Source organism: Streptomyces sp. NPDC001787 (assembly GCF_040297465.1).
Classification (GTDB): Bacteria; Actinomycetota; Actinomycetes; order Streptomycetales; family Streptomycetaceae; genus Streptomyces.
Map to the genome: position 1 here is coordinate 48,941 of NZ_JBEOZE010000011.1, position 18,721 is coordinate 67,661.

Consider the following 18,721-nt stretch of genomic DNA (forward strand, 5'->3'; position numbering starts at 1 on the left):
TACGCGCCCCGCGGGAAGGGCCCCGATGCCCTTCCCGCGGGGCGCTCGCGTGTCACGGGACTTCGCCGACAGCAGATCCGCCCGGCGCGCAACGCCCGTGCGGTGCGGGCCGGGCGGGGCACTCCTACTCTGGAGCGGTGAGCACCCAAGCGACGAACCAAGCCCGCGTCATCCCCCTGCGCCCGGTCCCCGCGACACCTCCGGCCACCGCCGCCCCCGCCGCGCCCGCGCCCAGAGAGCCGCTGTGGCGGGACATCGTCGGGGAGGTGCTGCGCCGCGAGCGCCTGGCCCAGGAGCGCACGCTCAAGGACGTCGCCGACGCCGCACGGATCTCGATGCCCTATCTCTCCGAGGTGGAACGCGGCCGCAAGGAGGCCTCGTCGGAAGTCCTCGCGGCAGCCGCCCACGCGCTCGGCCTCGGTCTCGCCGATCTCCTCGGCCTGGCCCGGGGCGAGCTGATCCGGCTGACCTCGGTGCGCCCGCCGGCCACCCGCCCCGTCCGCGTCGCCGCCCCGTCCAGGGCCCCGATGGGCGAGGTGCGCCTGGCGGCCTGAGCGCGGAGACGTACGGCGGCGGGGCGGACCCCCGTACCGCCCCTCCGCCGTACGCCCCTTCGCTTCTCGCCGCCGTACGCCCTTCCGCTTCCCTCCGCCGCACTCCCTTCCGCTTCCCCGTCGCCGGGCGGCCGTCAGCCCCTGAGCGGGATCCTCCGGCTGAGCACCTCATCCGCGAGCCCGTAGGCCACCGCCTCGTGCGGGGTGAAGATCTTGTCCCGGTCCATGTCCGCGCGGAGCGTCGCCGGATCGTGGCCCGTGTGCCGGGACAGCACCTCCTCGGCCTCGGAGCGGATCCGGAGCATCTCCCTGGCGTGCACGCGCAGATCCGAGACGGTGCCCTGCTGTCCGCCGCTCGCCGGCTGTCCCAGGAGCACGCGGGCGTGTTCGAGCACGAACCGCCGCCCGGGATCGCCCCCGGCCAGCAGCACCGCCGCCGTCGAGGCGGCCTGTCCCACGCAGAACGTCGAGATGGGCGAGGCGATGAAGCTCATGGTGTCGTAGATCGCCATCAGCGAAGTGAACGAGCCGCCGGGGGAGTTGATGTAGATCGCGATCTCCGTGTCCGGGCTCGACGACTCCAGATGGAGAAGCTGCGCGATGACGACGTTGGCGACCCCGTCGTCGATCTCCGTACCGAGGAAGATGATCCGCTCCGACAGGAGACGGCTGAAGACGTCGTAGGACCGCTCGCCCTGGGGGGTGCGCTCGACGACGTTCGGAATCGTGTACTGGCCCATGTCAGAGTCCCACCCGTCGCCGCGGACCCGCCGGCCGTACGTCGTCCAGCGTGTCGACGACCCGGTCGACCATGCCGTACGCCTTTGCCTGCTCGGCAGTGAACCACCGGTCGCGGTCACCGTCGCGGGAGATCGTCTCCGGGCTCTGGCCGGTGTGCTCCGCGGTGATTCGCTCGACGGCCAGCTTGGTGAACTCCAGGTTCTCCGCCTGGATCGCGATGTCGGCCGCGGTGCCGCCGATCCCGGCGGACGGCTGGTGCATCATGATCCGCGCGTTGGGCAGCGCGAAACGCTTCCCGGCCGTTCCGACGGTGAGCAGGAACTGCCCCATGCTCGCGGCGAATCCCATGGCGAGGGTGGAGACGTCGTTGGGTATCAGCCGCATCGTGTCGTAGATCGCGAGCCCGGCGGACACCGAGCCGCCGGGGCTGTTGATGCAGAGGCTGATATCGGTCCGCGGGTCCTCCGCCGACAGCAGGAGCAGTTGGGCGCAGACCCGGTTCGCGGAGACCTCGTCCACCTGTGTGCCGAGGAAGACGATCCGCTGGGTCAGGAGCTGCGCGGCGAGATGGTCGTCGAACCGCGTCGAGGGAGTGTCCTGCGACGCGGCGCGCGGATGGGGGGCGGGGTGTGGCGACATCGGTCCTCCCGGTGGGGTGGTGCGGCGGTGGCCGCCGCGTTCCCTCCACTCTTGACCCGCCCGCGCCGCCACCGGGCATTTCTCGGCCCGCGGCAGATTCGCCACCGGCAGAGCGGCCCGGAGCACGAAAGCGGTGGCGGCAGGCCCGAGGACCCGCCGCCACCGCTTTCCCGCACGTGCTCACCCCGTCGGGCGGTCACTCACCCGACGACGCCGGAGCCACCCCGATCGGGCACGAAACGCCGGTCCCGCCGATCCCGCAGTAGCCCGCCGGATTCTTGTCCAGGTACTGCTGGTGATACGCCTCCGCGGGCCAGAACGGCCGGCCCTCCGCCGGGAGGATCTCCGTGGTGATCGTCCCGAAGCCGGAGCCGGTCAGGACCCGCTGGTACGCCTCGCGGGACGAGGCCACCGCCGCCGCCTGCTCGGGGGAGTGGGTGTAGATCGCCGAGCGGTACTGGGTGCCCACGTCGTTGCCCTGGCGGAAGCCCTGGGTCGGGTTGTGGGACTCCCAGAACAGCTTGAGCAGCTCCGCGTACGTGACGGTCCTCGGGTCGAAGACGACCCGGACGGCCTCCGTGTGGCCGGTCAGGCCCGAGCAGGCCTCTTCGTACGTGGGGTTCTCCGTGTAACCGCCCTGGTAGCCGACGAGGGTCGTCCAGACACCCTCCGTCTGCCAGAACTTGCGCTCGGCACCCCAGAAACAGCCCAGGGCGAAGTCCGCGACCTCCAGGCCCTCGGGGTAGGGGCCGAGCAGCGGATTGCCCAGGACCGTGTGGCGGGAGGGCACCGTGAACCCGGGGGTGGGACGGCCGCGCAGGGCCTGCTCGCGGGTGGGGAGCTCGGGGGTACGGCTGTTCAGGAACATACGGGGGCTCCTCCGGGGGCCGGGTGCGGGTCGATTCGTACAACAAAGGCGCGGCGGTCAGGATTCCGGGCCGCCCGCCGACGGGTCCCGGCGGTCGATCCCGGCCGCGGAGGCGTCGCGTGCCCCACCGGTCCGATCCGGGCGCGGTGCCGGAGGAGGAGTCGGCGGGCGGGAGTACGGGAGTGGTGTGACGGGTCAGTTCGGCAGCGTGGCGGGGCTGCCTCCGTTCGCCTCGTAACCGGCGACCGCGAGCGCCCGGTAGACCGTGTACTCGGCCGCCGGGTCCGGGTCCTGCGTCCACGGCAGCGCCCCCACGTGCCCGTCGATGCGGACGATCTGGTTCATCGCCTCGGACCAGCGTTCCATCCGGACGAGGAACAGCACCAGGAGATGGCGTACATGGGCGAGCATCGGGTCGTCCGCACGGGCCGCGTGCACCGCGAACAGCGCGCCCTCGACCGCCTTCGTCACCACGGCGCCCCGGTAGAAGCCCTGCACCAGATTGACCTCGGGCAGATGCTCGTACACCGCGAACAGCGGCAGCGCGGCGAGCAGCGATCCCCGCGGGGCGCGGGCGGCTGCCGCGGTGGCGAACCGTTCGGCCTCCTCGCGCGAACCGTGCCACTTCTCGCACCAGAAGTGCAGCGCGGCGATGTGCGCTCCCATGTGCGCCGGGGCCCGGTCGATGATCTTCGCCCAGAGCTGGTCGAACTGCTCGTGGGAGTAGCCCAGTCCACGGGCCGCGGCCAGTTCCACGATGTACGGGACGGGGTCGCCGGGCGCCAGCAGCGCGGCCTCGCCGCAGACCGTGCGGGCCTCCTCCAGGATGATCCGGAAGTCGTCGGAGCCCGCGGTGGACGACCGCCACGCCTGCTGCACCAGGAACTCGGCGTGCACCGCGGCGCCGCCCGCGTCCTTGGCCGACTCCGAACGCCAGTTGCGCAGCCATGCCCCGCCCACGCCCGGCTGCCGGGCCAGCTCCAGCGAGGCCGCGCCCGCGAAGGCCTGCACCCGCTGCCAGCGGACCTCGCCCTCCTTCGGCGTGCCGGCGAGCAGCTGTGCGGCGGCCCGCCAGTCCTGGGTGCGCTGGACGACGTCCAGGACATCGAGCAGGTCCTGGTCGGGACCCGGCATCCGGACGTCCAGGTCCTCCTGGCGGACGAAGCCGTACGTGTCCGGGTCGGCCGCGTCCGGGGAGCCGGGGGCGACCTGGCGGATACCGCCGCGGCGGCGCAGCATGACCGGGCCGATCACGGCGGCGAACATGCACAGCGCGAGCAGGAACCACAGAATCTCCATGGCTCCATTGTCCCCGGACGGCGCAGTGGCCCGTGCGGGCCCTCCCGACGAACTACGCTCGGCCTCATGAGCGACCAGCACAGCTTTGAGACCCTCGCGATTCACGCGGGAAACACCGCCGATCCCCTCACCGGCGCCGTGGTTCCGCCCATTTACCAGGTGTCCACGTACAAGCAGGACGGCGTGGGCGGACTCCGGGGCGGCTACGAGTACAGCCGCAGCGCCAACCCCACCCGTACCGCCCTGGAGGAGAACCTCGCGGCCCTGGAGAACGGCCGGCGCGGTCTGGCCTTCGCCTCCGGCCTCGCCGCCGAGGACTGCCTGCTCCGTACGCTGCTGACCCCCGGCGACCATGTGGTCATCCCGAACGACGCGTACGGCGGCACGTTCCGGCTGTTCGCGAAGGTCGTCTCCCGCTGGGGCGTGGAGTTCTCGGTCGCCGACACCTCGGACGTGGCGGCGGTACGGGCCGCGATCACCCCGCGCACCAAGGCGGTCTGGGTGGAGACCCCGTCCAACCCGCTGCTCGGGATCACCGACATCGAGGCCGTCGCGGGCGTGGCCCGGCAGGCGGGGGCGCGCCTCGTCGTCGACAACACCTTCGCCAGCCCCTACCTCCAGCAGCCGCTCGCGCTCGGCGCGGACGTCGTGGTGCACTCCACCACCAAGTACATGGGCGGGCACTCCGATGTCGTCGGCGGCGCGCTGATCGTCAACGACGCGGAGCTGGCCGACGAGCTGGCGTACCACCAGAACGCGATGGGGGCCGTCGCCGGTCCGTTCGACGCCTGGCTCGTGCTGCGGGGCATCAAGACCCTCGCGGTCCGCATGGACCGGCACACGGAGAACGCCACGAAGGTCACCGAGCTGCTGACCCGCCACCCCAAGGTGACCCAGGTCCTCTACCCGGGCCTGCCGGAGCACCCGGGGCACGAGGTGGCCGCCAAGCAGATGAAGGCGTTCGGCGGCATGGTGTCGTTCCGGGTCGCCGGCGGCGAGGAAGCGGCCGTGGAGGTCTGCAACCGGGCGAAGCTCTTCACGCTCGGTGAGTCCCTGGGCGGCGTCGAGTCGCTCCTGGAGCACCCGGGCCGGATGACGCACGCCTCCGCCGCGGGCTCGCCGCTGGAGGTACCGGCCGACCTGGTCCGTCTCTCGGTGGGCATCGAGAACAGCGACGACCTGCTGGCCGACCTCACCCAGGCGCTCGGCTGATCCGGGCGCTCGGCTGATCCGGCCGGCCGGATCAGGACCGGTCCGTGTGCACGCGGTGCCCGTCCGTCGCGGGCGGGCACCGCGTGGGGATGTCAGACGGCGGCCTTCTCGTCCTCCAGCGAGGCCCTGACCTGCTCACGCAGCTCGGGGCTGTCGGTGTGTTCGTGGACCGAGACGGCGTGCTCGGACGCGGCGCGTACGACTTCGTCCTCCTCACCGGAAATGGTGAGGGAGCAGTTCGAGACGCTCGGGTACTTGCGGCAGTCGGCGATCTTCCTGGTCATGACGGCCTCCTTCGAGTGGGGCGTCGACCGGCTCTTCCAGGATAGATCCGCTCACCGGTCCTTCCGAGGTGTTCACCAGCCCTCCAGGGGCGGAGTCGTCTCGGCGGGCGGGATCGCCCACGGCTGCTCCACCGCCGCCCACACCGCGAACGCGGTCACCGCCAGGGCCAGCAGGCACATCGCCAGCCGGTGCACCGTCCGCCGGCGCCGCAGCAGCCGGGCCCCCTTCTCCGCCGCCCGTACCGCCAGGTCGGCCGGGACCCGTGGATGCGGGCCCGCCAGCATCCGGCGGACCTGGTCCACCTTGCGGTCCGGGCCGCTCCCCGGGCTCATGCCGCGGTCCGCGGACGCCGTGCGGGTCCCCGGGCCGCCGGGGACCCGGGGCCGGGGCGCAGCGCCGTGACCGCCCGGGTGCAGATCGCCCGTACCCGGTCGGGCGGCAGTCCGAGCAGCGACGCGGTCTGTTCCTCCGCGACCCCTTCGTACAGGCGCAGGACGAGGACGAGGCGTTCTTGCGGAGTCAGCCGTTCCAGGAGGCCGCCGCGCGGACGGTGGTGCCGCCGGGCCTCCCGGGCGAAGCGGACGGCCAGGTCCTGCCGGGTGCGGTCGTAGGGGTCCTCGCCGCACAGCCGGTCCCAGTCGGCGTACGTACGGGCCAGCGCGGCGCGGAGCAGCCCCTCGGCCCGCACGTTGGCGCCGGGCGGGTGGGCCGGTTCGGCGGTGAGGAGCGTGGCCGTGTGCAGCAGACGTCCCGCCGCGCCCGCGACGAAGTCCTCGAACTCCTGGGCGCGGCGGCGCTGCCGGTCCGTGTGCGGCACTCGCATGCCTCATCGGAGACCCCGTACGGCCCCCCGGTCAAGAGGCGTGCGCGAACCGGCGGCCGGTGTGACCGGCGCGGGCCGGGGCCTCAGCTGTCCTGCGGGCTCAGGTGGGCGGCCTGGCGTGCGGCCAGCGCGGCGTTGAACCGGGTCAGCAGGGCGCAGAAGGTGTCGCGCTCCTCGGCGCTCCACTCCTCGGTGACCTGGGACATCAGCTCGCGCCGTGAGGCGCGGACCTCGTCCAGGCGGGCCTGGCCGCGCGGCGACAGCTGGAGCACGACGGCCCGGCCGTCCTCCGGGTGCGAGGTGCGCTTGACCAGGCCGGTGTCGACGAGTGGGGCGACCTGCCGGGTCACGGTCGAGGAGTCGATCCCCATCCCCGCGGCCAGCGCCTTGACGCCCATCGGGCCTTCCCGGTCCAGCCGGTTCAGCAGCAGATACGCCGCCCGGTCCATGGAATTGCGGACCTGGCCGACACCGCCGAGGCGGGTCTGCTCGGCACGGCGGGCGAAGACGGCCACCTGGTGCTGGAGGGCATCGAGAAGGCGGTCGGGACCCGGGTGTTCGGGGACGGCGCCCCCGGAAGGAGACGCAGCAGTCGTCATGTCCTGAGGGGGCATGGCCGGGGGCTCTCTTCGTGCGGTGTCGGATGGGTGGGGGACAGAGTACGCGGCCACGGGGCAACGCGTACCAGCGCTGCACAAACCCGTGGACAACACCGCAGGCGCCGTGAGACAGCTCGGCCCGGATCGGCCCGAGCTGCAAGACTTGCTGTCATGACCTTCCGTGCACCAGGCTCCTTTCCTCCCGTGATCCTCGACGACATCCGCGGGGCACGGAAGATGCTGGCCGGTGTGGCCAGGGTGACCGCGATGGAGGGCAGCCGCCATCTGTCCGGCCTGGTGGGCGCGCCGGTCCACTTCAAGTGCGAGAACCTCCAGCGCACCGGTTCGTTCAAGCTGCGGGGCGCCTACGTACGGATCTCGGGGCTCAGCCCCGTCGAGCGGGCGGCCGGGGTGGTCGCCGCGAGTGCCGGCAACCACGCGCAGGGTGTCGCCCTCGCCTCGTCCCTCCTGGGCGTACGGTCGACGGTCTTCATGCCCGTGGGCGCGCCGCTGCCGAAGGTCGCGGCGACCCGGGAGTACGGGGCCGAGGTCCGGCTGCACGGCCATGTCGTCGACGAGACCCTCGCCGCCGCCGAGGACTACGCGCAGCGGACGGGCGCGGTCTTCATCCACCCCTTCGACCATCCGGACATCATCGCGGGCCAGGGCACCGTCGGCCTGGAGATCCTGGAGCAGTGCCCGGAGGTCCGCACCATCGTCGTCGGCGTCGGCGGCGGCGGTCTCGCCGCGGGCATCGCCGTCGCGGTGAAGGCCGTGCGCCCGGACGTACGGATCGTCGGGGTGCAGGCGGCCGGCGCGGCCTGCTACCCGCCGTCGCTGGAGGCCGGCCGGCCGGTGTCGCTCCGGTCGACGCAGACGATGGCGGACGGCATCAGGGTGGGGCGCCCCGGCGACGTACCGTTCGGGATCGTCGAGGAGCTGGTCGACGAGGTCCGCACGGTCACCGAGGACGAGCTGTCCAGTGCGCTGCTGCTCTGCCTGGAGCGGGCGAAGCTGGTCGTCGAGCCGGCCGGCGCGAGCCCGGTGGCGGCGCTGCTGAGCGATCCGAAGGGGTTCCGGGGGCCGGTCGTCGCCCTGCTGTCGGGCGGCAATGTGGACCCGCTGCTGATGCAGCGCATCCTGCGGCACGGCATGGCCGCCGCGGGCCGCTATCTGAGCCTGCGGCTGCGGCTGACGGACCGGCCCGGCGCGCTGGCCACGCTGCTGGCCGCGCTGTCCCTCGCGGACGCCAATGTCCTGGACGTCAGCCATGTGCGGACCGATCCCCGGCTGGGGCTCACCGAGGCCGAGGTGGAACTGCATCTGGAGACCAAGGGCCCGGAGCACTGCGAGGAGGTCGCGGCGACCCTGCGCGGGGCCGGGTACCTCGTCATGGGCTGAGCCGGGCTGGGCCGGGCTGGGCCGGGCTGGGCTGGGCCGCGCCGGGCCCGGACCGCCGCGACGGCGTTCGCCGGGCGCTCCGGGACCCGCGTACCTAGGATCTGGCAGAGGAAGTCACCCAAGAGCAACCGGGGGATCCCCTATGCCGGGAGCGATCTACGCCGAAGATCTGGTGAAGACCTTCGGTGACGTACGAGCACTGGACGGCGTCGGCTTCGACGTACCGGAGGGCACCGTGCTGGGCCTCCTCGGGCCCAATGGCGCGGGCAAGACGACCGCGGTACGGGTGCTGACCACCCTGCTCAGGCCGGACAGCGGCCGGGCCGTGGTGGCGGGCATCGACGTGCTGAGGAAACCCAACGAGGTACGCCGCTCGATCGGGCTGTCCGGCCAGTTCGCCGCCGTCGACGAGTATCTGACCGGCCGCGAGAACCTCCGGATGGTCGGGCAGCTCTACCAGATGAGCTCCAGGGACGCGAAGGTCCGGGCCGGTGAGCTGCTGGAGCGGTTCAACCTCGCCGACGCGGGCGACCGCACCGCCAAGACGTACTCCGGAGGCATGCGCAGGCGCCTCGACCTCGCCGCCGCGCTCGTCGTGTCGCCGCCCGTGATGTTCATGGACGAGCCCACGACGGGGCTCGACCCGCGCAACCGCCAGCAGCTGTGGGAGGTCATCCAGGAGCTGGTGGCGGGCGGTACGACGCTGCTGCTGACCACGCAGTATCTGGAGGAGGCCGACCATCTGGCCCATGACATCTGTGTCATCGACCACGGCAAGGTCATCGCGCGCGGCACCGCCGACCAGCTCAAGGCCCGCATCGGCGGCGAGCGCGTCGAGGTCGTCGTCCACCGGCCCGACCAGATCGAACCCGCCCGGACGGTGCTCGGCGAGCTGGGCAGGGGTGAGGTCACCGTCGCCGAGCTGTCCCGCAGGCTGACCGTCCCGGTGACCGGCGGGGCCCGTCTGCTCGCCGAGGTCATCCGCGATCTCGACACCCGCGGCGTCCAGATCGACGACATCGGGCTCCGCCGCCCCACCCTCGACGATGTCTTCATCTCGCTCACCGGTCATGCCGCCGAGCTGGAGAGGGACGGCAACAGCGGGGACGACGGGAAGGAGTCCGGCACATGAGCGCTCTCACCGAGCCCGCGCCCCGGCCGGCGGGCCACCGGCCGGAAGGCGGCATCGGGCAGTCCGTACGCGACTCGCTCGTCATCGCCCGCCGGAATCTGATCCGTATGGCACGCATCCCGGAGATGATCATCTTCGGACTGGTGCAGCCGATCATGTTCGTCGTGCTGTTCAGCTACGTCTTCGGCGGTTCGATGGTGATCGCCGGTTCCACCGACGCCACCGAGTACCGCAACTTCCTGATGGCGGGCATCTTCGCGCAGACCGTCACCTTCGCCACCGCGGGCGCCGGAGCGGGCATCGCCGACGACATGCACAAGGGCCTCATCGACCGCTTCCGCTCGCTGCCCATGGCGCGCGGCGCGGTCCTCACCGGCCGTACCCTCGCCGACCTGGTCCAGACGACGCTCACCCTGGTGGTCCTGGCGATCGTCGCCCTGCTGGTCGGCTGGCGCACCCACGAGAACATCGGCAAGGTGCTGGGGGCCTTCGGGCTGCTCCTGCTGCTGGGCTACGCCTTCTCCTGGATCGGGGCGCTCATCGGGCTCACCGTCCGCACCCCCGAGGCCGCGACGTCGGGCGGGCTGATCTGGCTCTTCCCCGTCACATTCATCTCGAACGCGTTCGTGCCCACCGAGAACATGGCGGGCTGGCTCCAGCCGATCGCGGAGTGGAACCCGTTCAGCGCGACCGTCCAGGCCTGCCGCGTACTCTTCGGCAACCCGGGCGTGTCGCCGTCGGACGCCTGGCCGATGGTGCACCCGGTCTGGGCCTCGCTGCTGTGGTCGCTGCTGATCCTGGTGGTCTTCCGGACCCTGTCCGTACGCAAGTACCGGCGGGCCACGGTCTGACCGGCGGCGGTCCGGCGCGCGGGCGGGCATCGGGGCGCCGGAACGTTCCGGCGCGCGGGCGGGACGTTCCCGCGCGGGCGGGACGTTCCCGCGCGGGCACGAAGAAGCCTCCGGCCCGTCGGACCGGAGGCTCCTTCACGGGGAGGTCCCCGCTCAGCCGGTGTACGGCTTCGCGCTGAGGATCTTCACCGTGGCGGTCTTGCCGTTCGGCAGCTCGTACTCGGCGTCGTCGCCCATCCGCTTGCCGTTCACGCCGGTGCCCAGCGGGGACTGCGGGGAATACGTCTCGATGTCCGAGCTGGCGTACTCGCGCGAGGCGAGCAGGAAGGTCAGAGTGTCGTCCGGGTCGCCGTCGAAGGCGATCGTCACGACCATGCCGGGCTCGACCACGCCGTCGTCGGCGGGGGCCTCGCCGACCTTCGCGTGCTCCAGGAGCTGGGTGAGCTGGCGCACCCGCAGCTCCATCTTGCCCTGCTCCTCCTTGGCCGCGTGGTACCCGCCGTTCTCCCGGAGGTCACCCTCCTCACGGGCCGCCGCGATCTTTACGGCGATCTCCGTGCGCGCGGGACCAGACAGGTACTCCAGCTCGGCCTTGAGCTGGCTGTACGCCTCCGGCGTGAGCCAGGTGACGTTTTCGCTGGTCTGGGTCACAGGTGCTCCTCGTCGGTACTGGGAATACAAAGCATCGCCCTACCCAGAAGCATGTGCCTCCACGGGTGGGCGAAACCACGAGCCTAACAATTCCGCAGGAAAAGGGGGAGAAGGTAAATCATCAATCCCGTATCCGGGCAGGTCAGCACCGGACGGAGCGGATCAGGGGCGGCCCGGATCCGTCAACGCGAGGACCCGCCGCCCGCCGTGCAGCCCATCAGCTCGACCGCGGTCGCCCTGGACGTCGTCCGCAGGGCCACGACGTCGTCGATCCGGTCGGAGGGCTGATCGAAGCGGAAGTCCCGGCGCGCGACCTCCCGGCCGTCCTCGCTCAGCGCGCGGAGCGTGCAGTAGCCGCCGCCGTCCTTGCGCACCTCAAGATGGACCTCGGCCCGGGTGTCCGACACGATCTTGGACTTGATCACCTCGGCGCTGATGCCCTGGCCGCCGACGTAGTCGAAACCGATCCAGGCGACCACGCCGAGCAGGGCGACTCCCAGGGACGCCCCGATGATCTTCAGCCTGCGGTCGGCGCGCTGATCCTCGGTCCGGCCGTAGCGCCCTTCGGGCGTGGCCTCACGAACCGCCGTCATGATCGTTCCTCCTGTGCCGGGGATCGAGGAATTTTCCACCCCCCGGTTCGGTCACTATAGAAGCCGCACAATGCGACCAATCACTGAGGATCGAAGCTTTGACTGAGCAGCTGCGCCTGATGGCCGTTCACGCCCACCCCGACGACGAGTCGAGCAAGGGCGCGGCCACGATGGCCAAGTATGTGTCCGAGGGGGTGGACGTGCTGGTCGTGACCTGCACGGGGGGCGAGCGCGGCTCCATCCTCAATCCGAAGCTCCAGGGGGACGCGTACATCGAGGAGAACATCCACGAGGTGCGCCGGAAGGAGATGGACGAGGCCAGGGAGATCCTGGGCGTCAAGCAGGAGTGGCTCGGTTTCGTCGATTCGGGGCTGCCCGAGGGCGACCCGCTGCCGCCGCTGCCCGAGGGCTGTTTCGCGCTGGAGGACGACGAGACGGCGGCGGGGCGTCTCGTGTCGAAGATCCGCGCCTTCCGGCCGCAGGTCATCACCACGTACGACGAGAACGGCGGATATCCGCACCCGGACCACATCATGACCCACAAGATCACGATGATCGCGTTCGACGGTGCGGCCGACACGGAGAAGTTCCCCGAGGACGAGTTCGGTCCCGCCTGGCAGCCGCAGAAGCTCTACTACAACCAGGGCTTCAACCGGCCGCGCACCGTCGCCCTCCACGAGGCGCTCCTCGCCCGCGGACTGGAGTCCCCGTACGGCGAGTGGCTGGAGCGCTGGAAGGAGTTCGAGCGCGACGAACGCACGCTGACCACGCATGTTCCGTGCGACGAGTTCTACGAGATCCGCGACAAGGCGCTGATCGCGCACGCGACGCAGATCGATCCGGACGGCGGCTGGTTCCGGGTGCCGATGGACATCCAGCGGGAGGTCTGGCCGACCGAGGAGTACGAGCTGGCCAAGTCTCTGGTCGATACCTCCCTCCCCGAGAGCGACCTCTTCGCGGGCATCCGCGACAATGCCTGATATGTACGCGACCCAGGCACTGACGCACCTCGTCCCGCTCGCCGCCGATGAGCTCGACAAGAACAAGGTCACTCCCGGCGTTCTCGGCTTCCTCGTCTTCGCGGCACTCGCCGTCGGCGTGTGGCTGCTGATGAAGTCGATGAACCGCCACATGGGCAAGGTCGACTTCGTGGAGGCGCCGGATCCGGACGCCGTCCCGGACGGGACGGCGGCGGAGACCGCCGCGCCGCGCACATAGTGCCGTGACCGGTCCCCGGACGCGCTCGCCGGCCGAGCGCGTCCGGAGACCGGCCCATGCCTGCGCGCGGCCCCATGCCTCACGCGCAGCTCATGCCTACGCGCGGCTCATGGCGTCGCCGGCACCCGGACCCCCATGATCTCCCGGGCGTGGCGGGAGGGCGTCAGGCCCAGGCGCCAGGCCTGCCAGCCGTCGTCCAGGTCCACGCCCCGGTCCAGGGCCAGGGCGTACGCCCGCGCGCAGTCCGCCAGCCGGGGGTCCCTCGTGGGGTGCGTGGCCTCGATCAGCTCCGCCAGTTCCTGCTGGGCCACCACCGTGCCCACCTCACTGCCGCCCGCCGAGGCGTACGGCAGCAGGGTGCACCGCAGGAAGCGGGCCCAGTCGCCGCCGCGCCCGTCCCCGTACGAGTCGAACAGCTCGGCCGCCTCCCCGCACAGCTCCAGCGCCTGGGCCGCCCGGCCGTTGCCCGCGTCCACCAGAACCAGCTCCAGACAGGCCCACGCCTCCCCGTGCGCCACGCCGATGCGCCGGAAGTCCGCCCGCGCGTCCATCAGGAGCTGACGGGCGAAACCGGAGTTGCGCAGGTTCCCCGTCCGGGCCGCCCCCTGGTCCCGGGTGACCCGGCCCGAATGGTGCCGGGCGCACGCCAGCCCGTACACGTCCCGCATCCGGGAGAACATCGTGCGCGCCCGCTCCAGCTCCCGTACGGCCTGCCCGGTGTCGCCGTCCTCCTCCAGCGCCTGGCCCAGGTAGTAGAGCGTCCACGCCTCGCCCCGCGCGTCCTCGTTGTCCCGGTGCCGGGCCAGCGCGTCGCGCAGCCGCTCCACCGCGGTGCCCGGGTCGCCGTCCAGCAGCCGGGCACGGGCCAGCTGGGTCAGGGCCCACGCCTCGCCCCGCTCGTCCCGGGTGCGCCCGTACAGCTCCAGCGCGGTGCGCAGCGCCTCCTCGGCGGCCACCACCTCGCCGGTCCGCAGCCGTACCTGGCCGAGCTGGAACCGCGTCCAGGCCTCGCCGTGCAGGGACTCGCCCTCGCGGTGCAGGGCCAGCGCGGCCTCCAGCAGGGACAGCGCCTCCGCCAGACCGGCACGGTCGCGTTCGACGGCGGCCAGGGCGTGCAGGGTCCAGGCGCGGTCCCCGGCCTGCTCGTCCGGGGCCTGGAGGGCGAGCGCCTCGCGCAGCCGTTCCGCCGCCTCCGTGAGGTTGCCCTGGTGGTGCAGGGTGATGCCCAGCGAGCACAGGGCGAGCCCCTCCCCGGCGTCGTTGTGCGCCTCGCGGTAGAGGCCCACGACCGAGGACAGCGTGGTGCGGGCCTTGTCCAGCTCACCGAGCTGCCGGGCCGCGATACCGGTGCGCCACTGCACGGAGCGCTCCAGCAGCCCCTTGTCGACGGCCTGCGTCAGCTCGCTGATCTCGCCCAGCCGGTACAGGTCGCCGCGCAGCAGGCAGTAGTCGCACAGCGCGCCCAGCAGATGGAGCACCGCGCCCTGGTCCACACCCTCCGCGTGGCGCAGCGCCGAGGTGATGAAGCTCGACTCCTCGTCCAGCCAGCGCAGGGCCGCGTCCAGGGACGTGAAGCCGTGCGGGCCGAACTGTCCGGCGCGGGTGGACATCTTGCCGTCGACCATCCGGATCACCGCGTCGGCGAGCTCCGCGTAGTTCGTCAGAAGCCGCTCCTGGGCGGCGGTCCGCTCGGCGGGCTCCTCCTCGTCCAGCAGCCGGGCCAGCGCGAAGGCCCGTACGAGATCGTGCAGCCGGTAGCGCGAACCGCGCACATGGGACAGCAGTCCGGCCCGCGCCAGCCCGGTCAGCAGCCGCCCGGCCTCCTGCTCGTCGGTGGCGAGCAGCGAGGCCGCCGCCGCGGCGCCCAGGCTCGCCCGGCCCGCCAGCGCGAGCCGCCGCAGCAGCCGCCGGGCCTGCTCGGACTGGTCGGTGTAGCGCAGCCACAGGGCCCGCTCGACCGGGCCCGCCCCGTCGTACGCGCGGAGACCGGCGGCGAGCGCGGCACGGGTGCGGCCACCGAGGGCGGAGCCCGCGACACGCAGGGCCAGCGGCAGCCCGCCGCACAGCTCGACCACGGCGTCGGTCGACGGGTAGTCGTACGGGCCGTCCTCCTCGTCTTGGGCGCTCTCGCGCAGCAGCTCCTCCGCGCCCGCCGCGTCGAGCCCCTCGACCGGCAGCCGGTGCACCCAGGCCGGGGTGTCCGCCGGCAGATCGAGGGGCTCGCGGGAGGTGACGATCACCAGGCTGTCGGAGCGCTCGGGGATCAGCGCGCGGACCTGGCCGGCGTCCGTCGCGTCGTCCAGGACGACCGTCACGGGAGTCCCGGCGAGGTGCTGGTGGTACAGCTCGCCGAGCCGCCGCACCTGCTGCCCGGCCGAGGCCCCGTCCCGGAACAGCAGCTGCTCGCGGGGCGCGCCCAGCCGGTTGAGCAGGTGCAGCAGCGCGTCACGGGTGGGCAGCGGGCTCTCCCCGGCGACATCGCCGCGCAGATCGACGACGCACGCCCCCCGGAACTGGTCCTTGAGCGCGTGCGCCGCCTGTACGGCGAGGGCGGTGCGCCCGGAGCCGGGGGCGCCGTGCAGCAGGACGACGGTCGGCCTGGTCTCCGCCGACGCGCGGGCCGTGTGCACCCACTGGGCGATCCGGGCCAGTTCGCCGCGGCGTCCGGCGAACGGGCCCTCGGCGGTGGGCAGTTGGCCGAAGGACTGCCCCAGGAGCGCCCGGGTGCGGGCGGCGGCGCTGCGGTCCTGGCCGCGCAGCTGCCCTACGACGGGGGCCGCGGCCTTCTTCGGGGCGCGGGCGGTGGCGGTGAGCATCCGCTGCTGGTCGAGGTACGGGCGGATGCCCCGTACCTCCAGTGCCGTCAGCCACTGGAGCCGCAGTTGTTCGGGGCCGCCGGGCTGGTTCAGCGCTCCGGCCCTGCGGTGGGCGGCGGGCCAGTGCGACGCGGTCACCCGGGCCACGGTCGCGGCGGCACCGGCCACCGCGACGGCGGCGCCCGCGCCGAGGGCGATCCCGGACGCCGTGCCCAGCGCCAGATCGGCGCCGAACGCCGCGGTGGCGGCGACTCCCGTCACCAGGAGCGGTGTTCCGAGCGTCGTTCTGCTGAAGCGCCGGGACAGCGGCTGCGCGCCCGCCTCCGCCGCTTCGAGCGCCCGCGTGTACGCGGCGTACTCCTCCTCCGCGACCGCCGCCATGGTGCCGAGCGCCTCCCGCGCCCGTGCCATCAGCGCGCCGGAGTCCGCCGGCCCGCCGGCCCGCCGCGCCTCCTCCTCCACGGCGCGCACCAACAGCCGTTCGGCTTCCGCCCGATGGCTGTCCCGCATATGTGTCCCCCTCCGAGAGCTCCGGCCTGACGCGCCCAGTGTCCTGCGCGGGGCGCGCGGGCGCGAGAGCCGCCACCCGTGGGTGCGCGCGGATTCGGGGAGCGCGGCGGCGCGGAGCAGCCGGGCGGACTCGGCGTGGCTGTCGGCCGCCCAGTCGTTAGAACGGGCCGGGTGCGAGGCGAGCCGGCCGATGCCGTGCGGCGCTTCCCACACCCGGGGACGGGCTCTGAGCCCGTCGTCCTCGCCGGTCCCGCCGTGACAGGGGTACACACGCGACTCCTGTGAGGCGGGGGCGCCCGACCGCGGAAGGGCGCGAGGTCGCCGCTTCCGCCATCTGCCCGTTCCCGCCCCCGCCCCGTGGCGCAGGCGCGTCGTGGGGGAGGGTGCGGGAGGATTGGGCCCATGGCCAACCGACTTGCGCAGACCACGTCCCCGTACCTGCTCCAGCACGCCGGCAACCCGGTCGACTGGTGGCCCTGGTCGCCCGAGGCGTTCGAGGAGGCGCGCAGGCGGAATGTGCCGGTGCTCCTCAGCGTCGGTTACGCGAGCTGCCACTGGTGCCATGTGATGGCGCACGAGTCGTTCGAGGACGACACCGTGGCCGCGTATCTGAACGAGCACTTCGTGCCGGTGAAGGTCGACCGCGAGGAGCGGCCCGATGTCGACGCCGTCTACATGGAGGCGGTGCAGGCGGCGACCGGGCAGGGGGGCTGGCCGATGACCGTCTTCCTGACGGCGGACGCCGAACCCTTCTACTTCGGTACGTACTTCCCGCCCGAGCCCCGGCACGGCTCGCCCTCCTTCCTCCAGGTCCTCGAAGGGGTCAGCGCCGCCTGGACCGACCGGCGTGAGGAGGTCGCCGAGGTCGCCGCGCGCATCGTGCGGGACCTCGCGGGGCGGTCGCTGGCGCACGGGGGCGAGGGCGTACCGGGGGAGCCGGAGACGGCGCAGGCGCTGCTCGGGCTGACCCGGGAGTACGACGAGAAGTACGGCGGTTTCGGCGGCGCGCCGAAGTTCCCGCCGTCCATGGCGGTCGAGTTCCTGCTGCGGCACCATGCCCGCACCGGGGCCGAGGGCGCGCTTCAGATGGCGGCCGACACCTGTGCAGCGATGGCCCGGGGCGGGATCTACGACCAGCTCGGCGGCGGCTTCGCCCGCTACTCGGTGGACCGGGAGTGGGTCGTGCCGCACTTCGAGAAGATGCTCTACGACAACGCGCTGCTGTGCCGGGTGTACGCCCATCTGTGGCGGGCCACCGGCTCGGACCTGGCCCGCCGGATCGCCCTGGAGACCGCCGACTTCATGGTGCGCGAGCTGCGCACCGCGGAGGGCGGCTTCGCCTCCGCGCTGGACGCCGACAGCGAGGACGCGGGCGGCAGGCACGTGGAGGGCGCGTTCTACGTGTGGACGCCCGCGCAGCTGCGCGAGGTGCTCGGGGAGGAGGACGCCGCCTTCGCCGCGGCGCACTTCGGCGTCACCGAGGAGGGCACCTTCGAGGAGGGGGCCTCCGTCCTGCGGCTGCCGGAGAGCGGGGACGGGGCGGACGCCGCGCGGGTCGAGGGCGTACGGGCCAGGCTGCTGGCGGCGCGCGAGGAGCGGGCGCGGCCGGGGCGGGACGACAAGGTGGTCGCCGCCTGGAACGGGCTCGCGATCGCCGCGCTCGCCGAGACCGGGGCGTACTTCGGCCGGCCCGACCTGATCGAGCGGGCCACCGAGGCGGCCGATCTGCTCGTACGGGTCCACCTGGGCGATGTCGCCCGGCTCTCGCGGACGTCCAGGGACGGGCGGACGGGCACCAACGCCGGGGTGCTGGAGGACTACGGCGATGTCGCCGAGGGCTTCCTCGCGCTGGCCGCCGTCACCGGCGAGGGGGTCTGGCTGGAGTTCGCGGGCTTCCTGCTGGACATCGTGCTGGAGCAGTTCACCGGTGAGGGCGGGCAGTTGTACGACACCGCGCACGACGCCGAGCAGCTGATCCGCCGCCCGCAGGACCCCACCGACAGTGCCACTCCGGCCGGCTGGACCGCGGCGGCGGGCGCACTGCTCTCCTACGCCGCGCACACCGGCTCCGAGGCCCATCGCACCGCCGCCGAAGGCGCCCTGGGGGTGGTGAAGGCGCTCGCGCCGCGTGCGCCCCGGTTCATCGGCTGGGGGCTCGCCGTCGCGGAGGCGCTGCTCGACGGGCCGCGCGAGGTGGCCGTCGCCGGGCCGGTGGGCGGTGAGCTGCACCGTACGGCGCTGCTGGGCCGCGCGCCGGGTGCGGTGGTCGCCGCGGGCGAGGGGCCGGACGCCGGAGCGGAGTTCCCGCTGCTGGTGGACCGGCCGCAGGTGGGCGGGGAGCCGACCGCATATGTGTGCCGGCACTTCGTCTGCGACGCGCCGACGACGGACGCGGCCGAGCTGGAGCGCAGGCTGGGCGGCTGAGGTCCGGTACGGGAAGGGGCCGCATCCCGACGGGACGCGGCCCCTTCCCCATGACGGCGCGTGCGTTCCCCGTGACGGAGCGTGCGTTCCTCATGACGGCGCGTG

At 72.8% G+C, this 18,721-nt stretch carries 19 protein-coding genes; 8 read left to right on the forward strand and 11 right to left on the reverse strand.

From position 1 onward, the window contains the following. The first annotated feature begins 137 nt into the window (after window positions 1-137). Window positions 138-554 (forward strand): helix-turn-helix domain-containing protein, encoded by a 417-nt coding sequence (locus ABT170_RS17495; protein WP_329946376.1) that lies wholly within the window; start codon window positions 138-140, stop codon window positions 552-554. A gap of 134 nt (window positions 555-688) precedes the next feature. On the opposite strand, the gene ABT170_RS17500 is transcribed toward ABT170_RS17495, so the two are convergent. The 4 genes from ABT170_RS17500 to ABT170_RS17515 form a co-directional block, all read right to left on the reverse strand. Beyond that, window positions 689-1,294, reverse strand: a complete 606-nt coding sequence (locus ABT170_RS17500) for a ClpP family protease (protein WP_329946375.1) — start codon at window positions 1,292-1,294, stop codon at window positions 689-691. A gap of 1 nt (window position 1,295) precedes the next feature. Continuing rightward, window positions 1,296-1,934, reverse strand: coding sequence for an ATP-dependent Clp protease proteolytic subunit (locus tag ABT170_RS17505; RefSeq protein ID WP_329946374.1), 639 nt, complete (start codon window positions 1,932-1,934; stop codon window positions 1,296-1,298). Window positions 1,935-2,130: 196 nt separating this feature from the next. Beyond that, window positions 2,131-2,802 carry a peptide-methionine (S)-S-oxide reductase MsrA gene (msrA, locus tag ABT170_RS17510; RefSeq protein ID WP_351868251.1) on the reverse strand — a complete coding sequence of 224 codons (672 nt, stop codon included), beginning with the start codon at window positions 2,800-2,802 and terminating at the stop codon, window positions 2,131-2,133. 195 nt (window positions 2,803-2,997) lie between these two features. Beyond that, a complete protein-coding gene (locus ABT170_RS17515) occupies window positions 2,998-4,101 on the reverse strand; it encodes a hypothetical protein (protein ID WP_351868254.1) in 1,104 nt (367 codons plus the stop codon). Window positions 4,102-4,167: 66 nt separating this feature from the next. Here ABT170_RS17515 and ABT170_RS17520 point away from each other — a divergent pair, with 66 nt between their 5' ends. Continuing rightward, window positions 4,168-5,313: a cystathionine gamma-synthase gene (locus ABT170_RS17520; protein ID WP_329946371.1), complete on the forward strand. Its 1,146-nt coding sequence runs from the start codon at window positions 4,168-4,170 to the stop codon at window positions 5,311-5,313. A 92-nt stretch (window positions 5,314-5,405) separates the two neighbouring features. Here the strand turns inward: ABT170_RS17520 and ABT170_RS17525 are convergent, their stop codons facing one another. The 4 genes from ABT170_RS17525 to ABT170_RS17540 all read right to left on the reverse strand — a co-directional run bounded on the left by ABT170_RS17525 (window position 5,406) and on the right by ABT170_RS17540 (window position 7,035). After that, on the reverse strand, window positions 5,406-5,597 hold the full coding sequence (locus ABT170_RS17525) for a DUF1059 domain-containing protein (protein ID WP_329946370.1): 192 nt from the start codon (window positions 5,595-5,597) through the stop codon (window positions 5,406-5,408). Between the two features lie 72 nt (window positions 5,598-5,669). After that, entirely contained in the window at window positions 5,670-5,930 is a 261-nt protein-coding gene (locus ABT170_RS17530; protein WP_329946369.1) for a hypothetical protein, read from the reverse strand. Beyond that, on the reverse strand, window positions 5,927-6,421 hold the full coding sequence (locus ABT170_RS17535; RefSeq protein WP_329946368.1) for a sigma factor-like helix-turn-helix DNA-binding protein: 495 nt from the start codon (window positions 6,419-6,421) through the stop codon (window positions 5,927-5,929). Before ABT170_RS17535 ends, ABT170_RS17530 begins: the two co-directional genes overlap by 4 nt. Before the next feature lie 83 nt (window positions 6,422-6,504). Then, window positions 6,505-7,035: a MarR family winged helix-turn-helix transcriptional regulator gene (locus ABT170_RS17540; RefSeq protein ID WP_329946367.1), complete on the reverse strand. Its 531-nt coding sequence runs from the start codon at window positions 7,033-7,035 to the stop codon at window positions 6,505-6,507. 156 nt (window positions 7,036-7,191) lie between these two features. On the opposite strand from ABT170_RS17540, the gene ilvA reads away from it, so the two are divergent. From ilvA to ABT170_RS17555, 3 genes are all read left to right on the forward strand, one after another. Beyond that, window positions 7,192-8,421, forward strand: a complete 1,230-nt coding sequence (gene ilvA / locus ABT170_RS17545) for a threonine ammonia-lyase (RefSeq protein ID WP_351868260.1) — start codon at window positions 7,192-7,194, stop codon at window positions 8,419-8,421. A 142-nt stretch (window positions 8,422-8,563) separates the two neighbouring features. Continuing rightward, window positions 8,564-9,553: an ATP-binding cassette domain-containing protein gene (locus ABT170_RS17550; protein ID WP_329946365.1), complete on the forward strand. Its 990-nt coding sequence runs from the start codon at window positions 8,564-8,566 to the stop codon at window positions 9,551-9,553. Then, window positions 9,550-10,404 (forward strand): ABC transporter permease, encoded by an 855-nt coding sequence (locus tag ABT170_RS17555; RefSeq protein ID WP_329946364.1) that lies wholly within the window; start codon window positions 9,550-9,552, stop codon window positions 10,402-10,404. The genes ABT170_RS17550 and ABT170_RS17555 overlap by 4 nt, the downstream gene beginning before the upstream one ends. A gap of 153 nt (window positions 10,405-10,557) precedes the next feature. Here ABT170_RS17555 and greA read toward each other — a convergent pair whose 3' ends face one another. Then, on the reverse strand, window positions 10,558-11,055 hold the full coding sequence (greA, locus tag ABT170_RS17560; protein WP_266923244.1) for a transcription elongation factor GreA: 498 nt from the start codon (window positions 11,053-11,055) through the stop codon (window positions 10,558-10,560). A 182-nt stretch (window positions 11,056-11,237) separates the two neighbouring features. Beyond that, the gene (locus ABT170_RS17565) at window positions 11,238-11,648 is read right to left on the reverse strand and encodes a DUF4307 domain-containing protein (RefSeq protein ID WP_329946363.1); all 411 of its coding nucleotides are present in this window, start codon (window positions 11,646-11,648) and stop codon (window positions 11,238-11,240) included. A gap of 98 nt (window positions 11,649-11,746) precedes the next feature. Between ABT170_RS17565 and mca the strand changes: the two genes are divergently transcribed. Then, window positions 11,747-12,628, forward strand: a complete 882-nt coding sequence (mca, locus tag ABT170_RS17570) for a mycothiol conjugate amidase Mca (protein WP_329946362.1) — start codon at window positions 11,747-11,749, stop codon at window positions 12,626-12,628. A gap of 1 nt (window position 12,629) precedes the next feature. Then, window positions 12,630-12,866 carry a hypothetical protein gene (locus ABT170_RS17575; protein ID WP_329946361.1) on the forward strand — a complete coding sequence of 79 codons (237 nt, stop codon included), beginning with the start codon at window positions 12,630-12,632 and terminating at the stop codon, window positions 12,864-12,866. 107 nt (window positions 12,867-12,973) lie between these two features. On the opposite strand, the gene ABT170_RS17580 is transcribed toward ABT170_RS17575, so the two are convergent. Then, entirely contained in the window at window positions 12,974-16,192 is a 3,219-nt protein-coding gene (locus tag ABT170_RS17580; RefSeq protein WP_351868267.1) for a tetratricopeptide repeat protein, read from the reverse strand. A 402-nt stretch (window positions 16,193-16,594) separates the two neighbouring features. On the opposite strand from ABT170_RS17580, the gene ABT170_RS17585 reads away from it, so the two are divergent. Then, the gene (locus ABT170_RS17585; RefSeq protein WP_351868270.1) at window positions 16,595-18,616 is read left to right on the forward strand and encodes a thioredoxin domain-containing protein; all 2,022 of its coding nucleotides are present in this window, start codon (window positions 16,595-16,597) and stop codon (window positions 18,614-18,616) included. The last annotated feature ends 105 nt before the right edge of the window (window positions 18,617-18,721 follow it).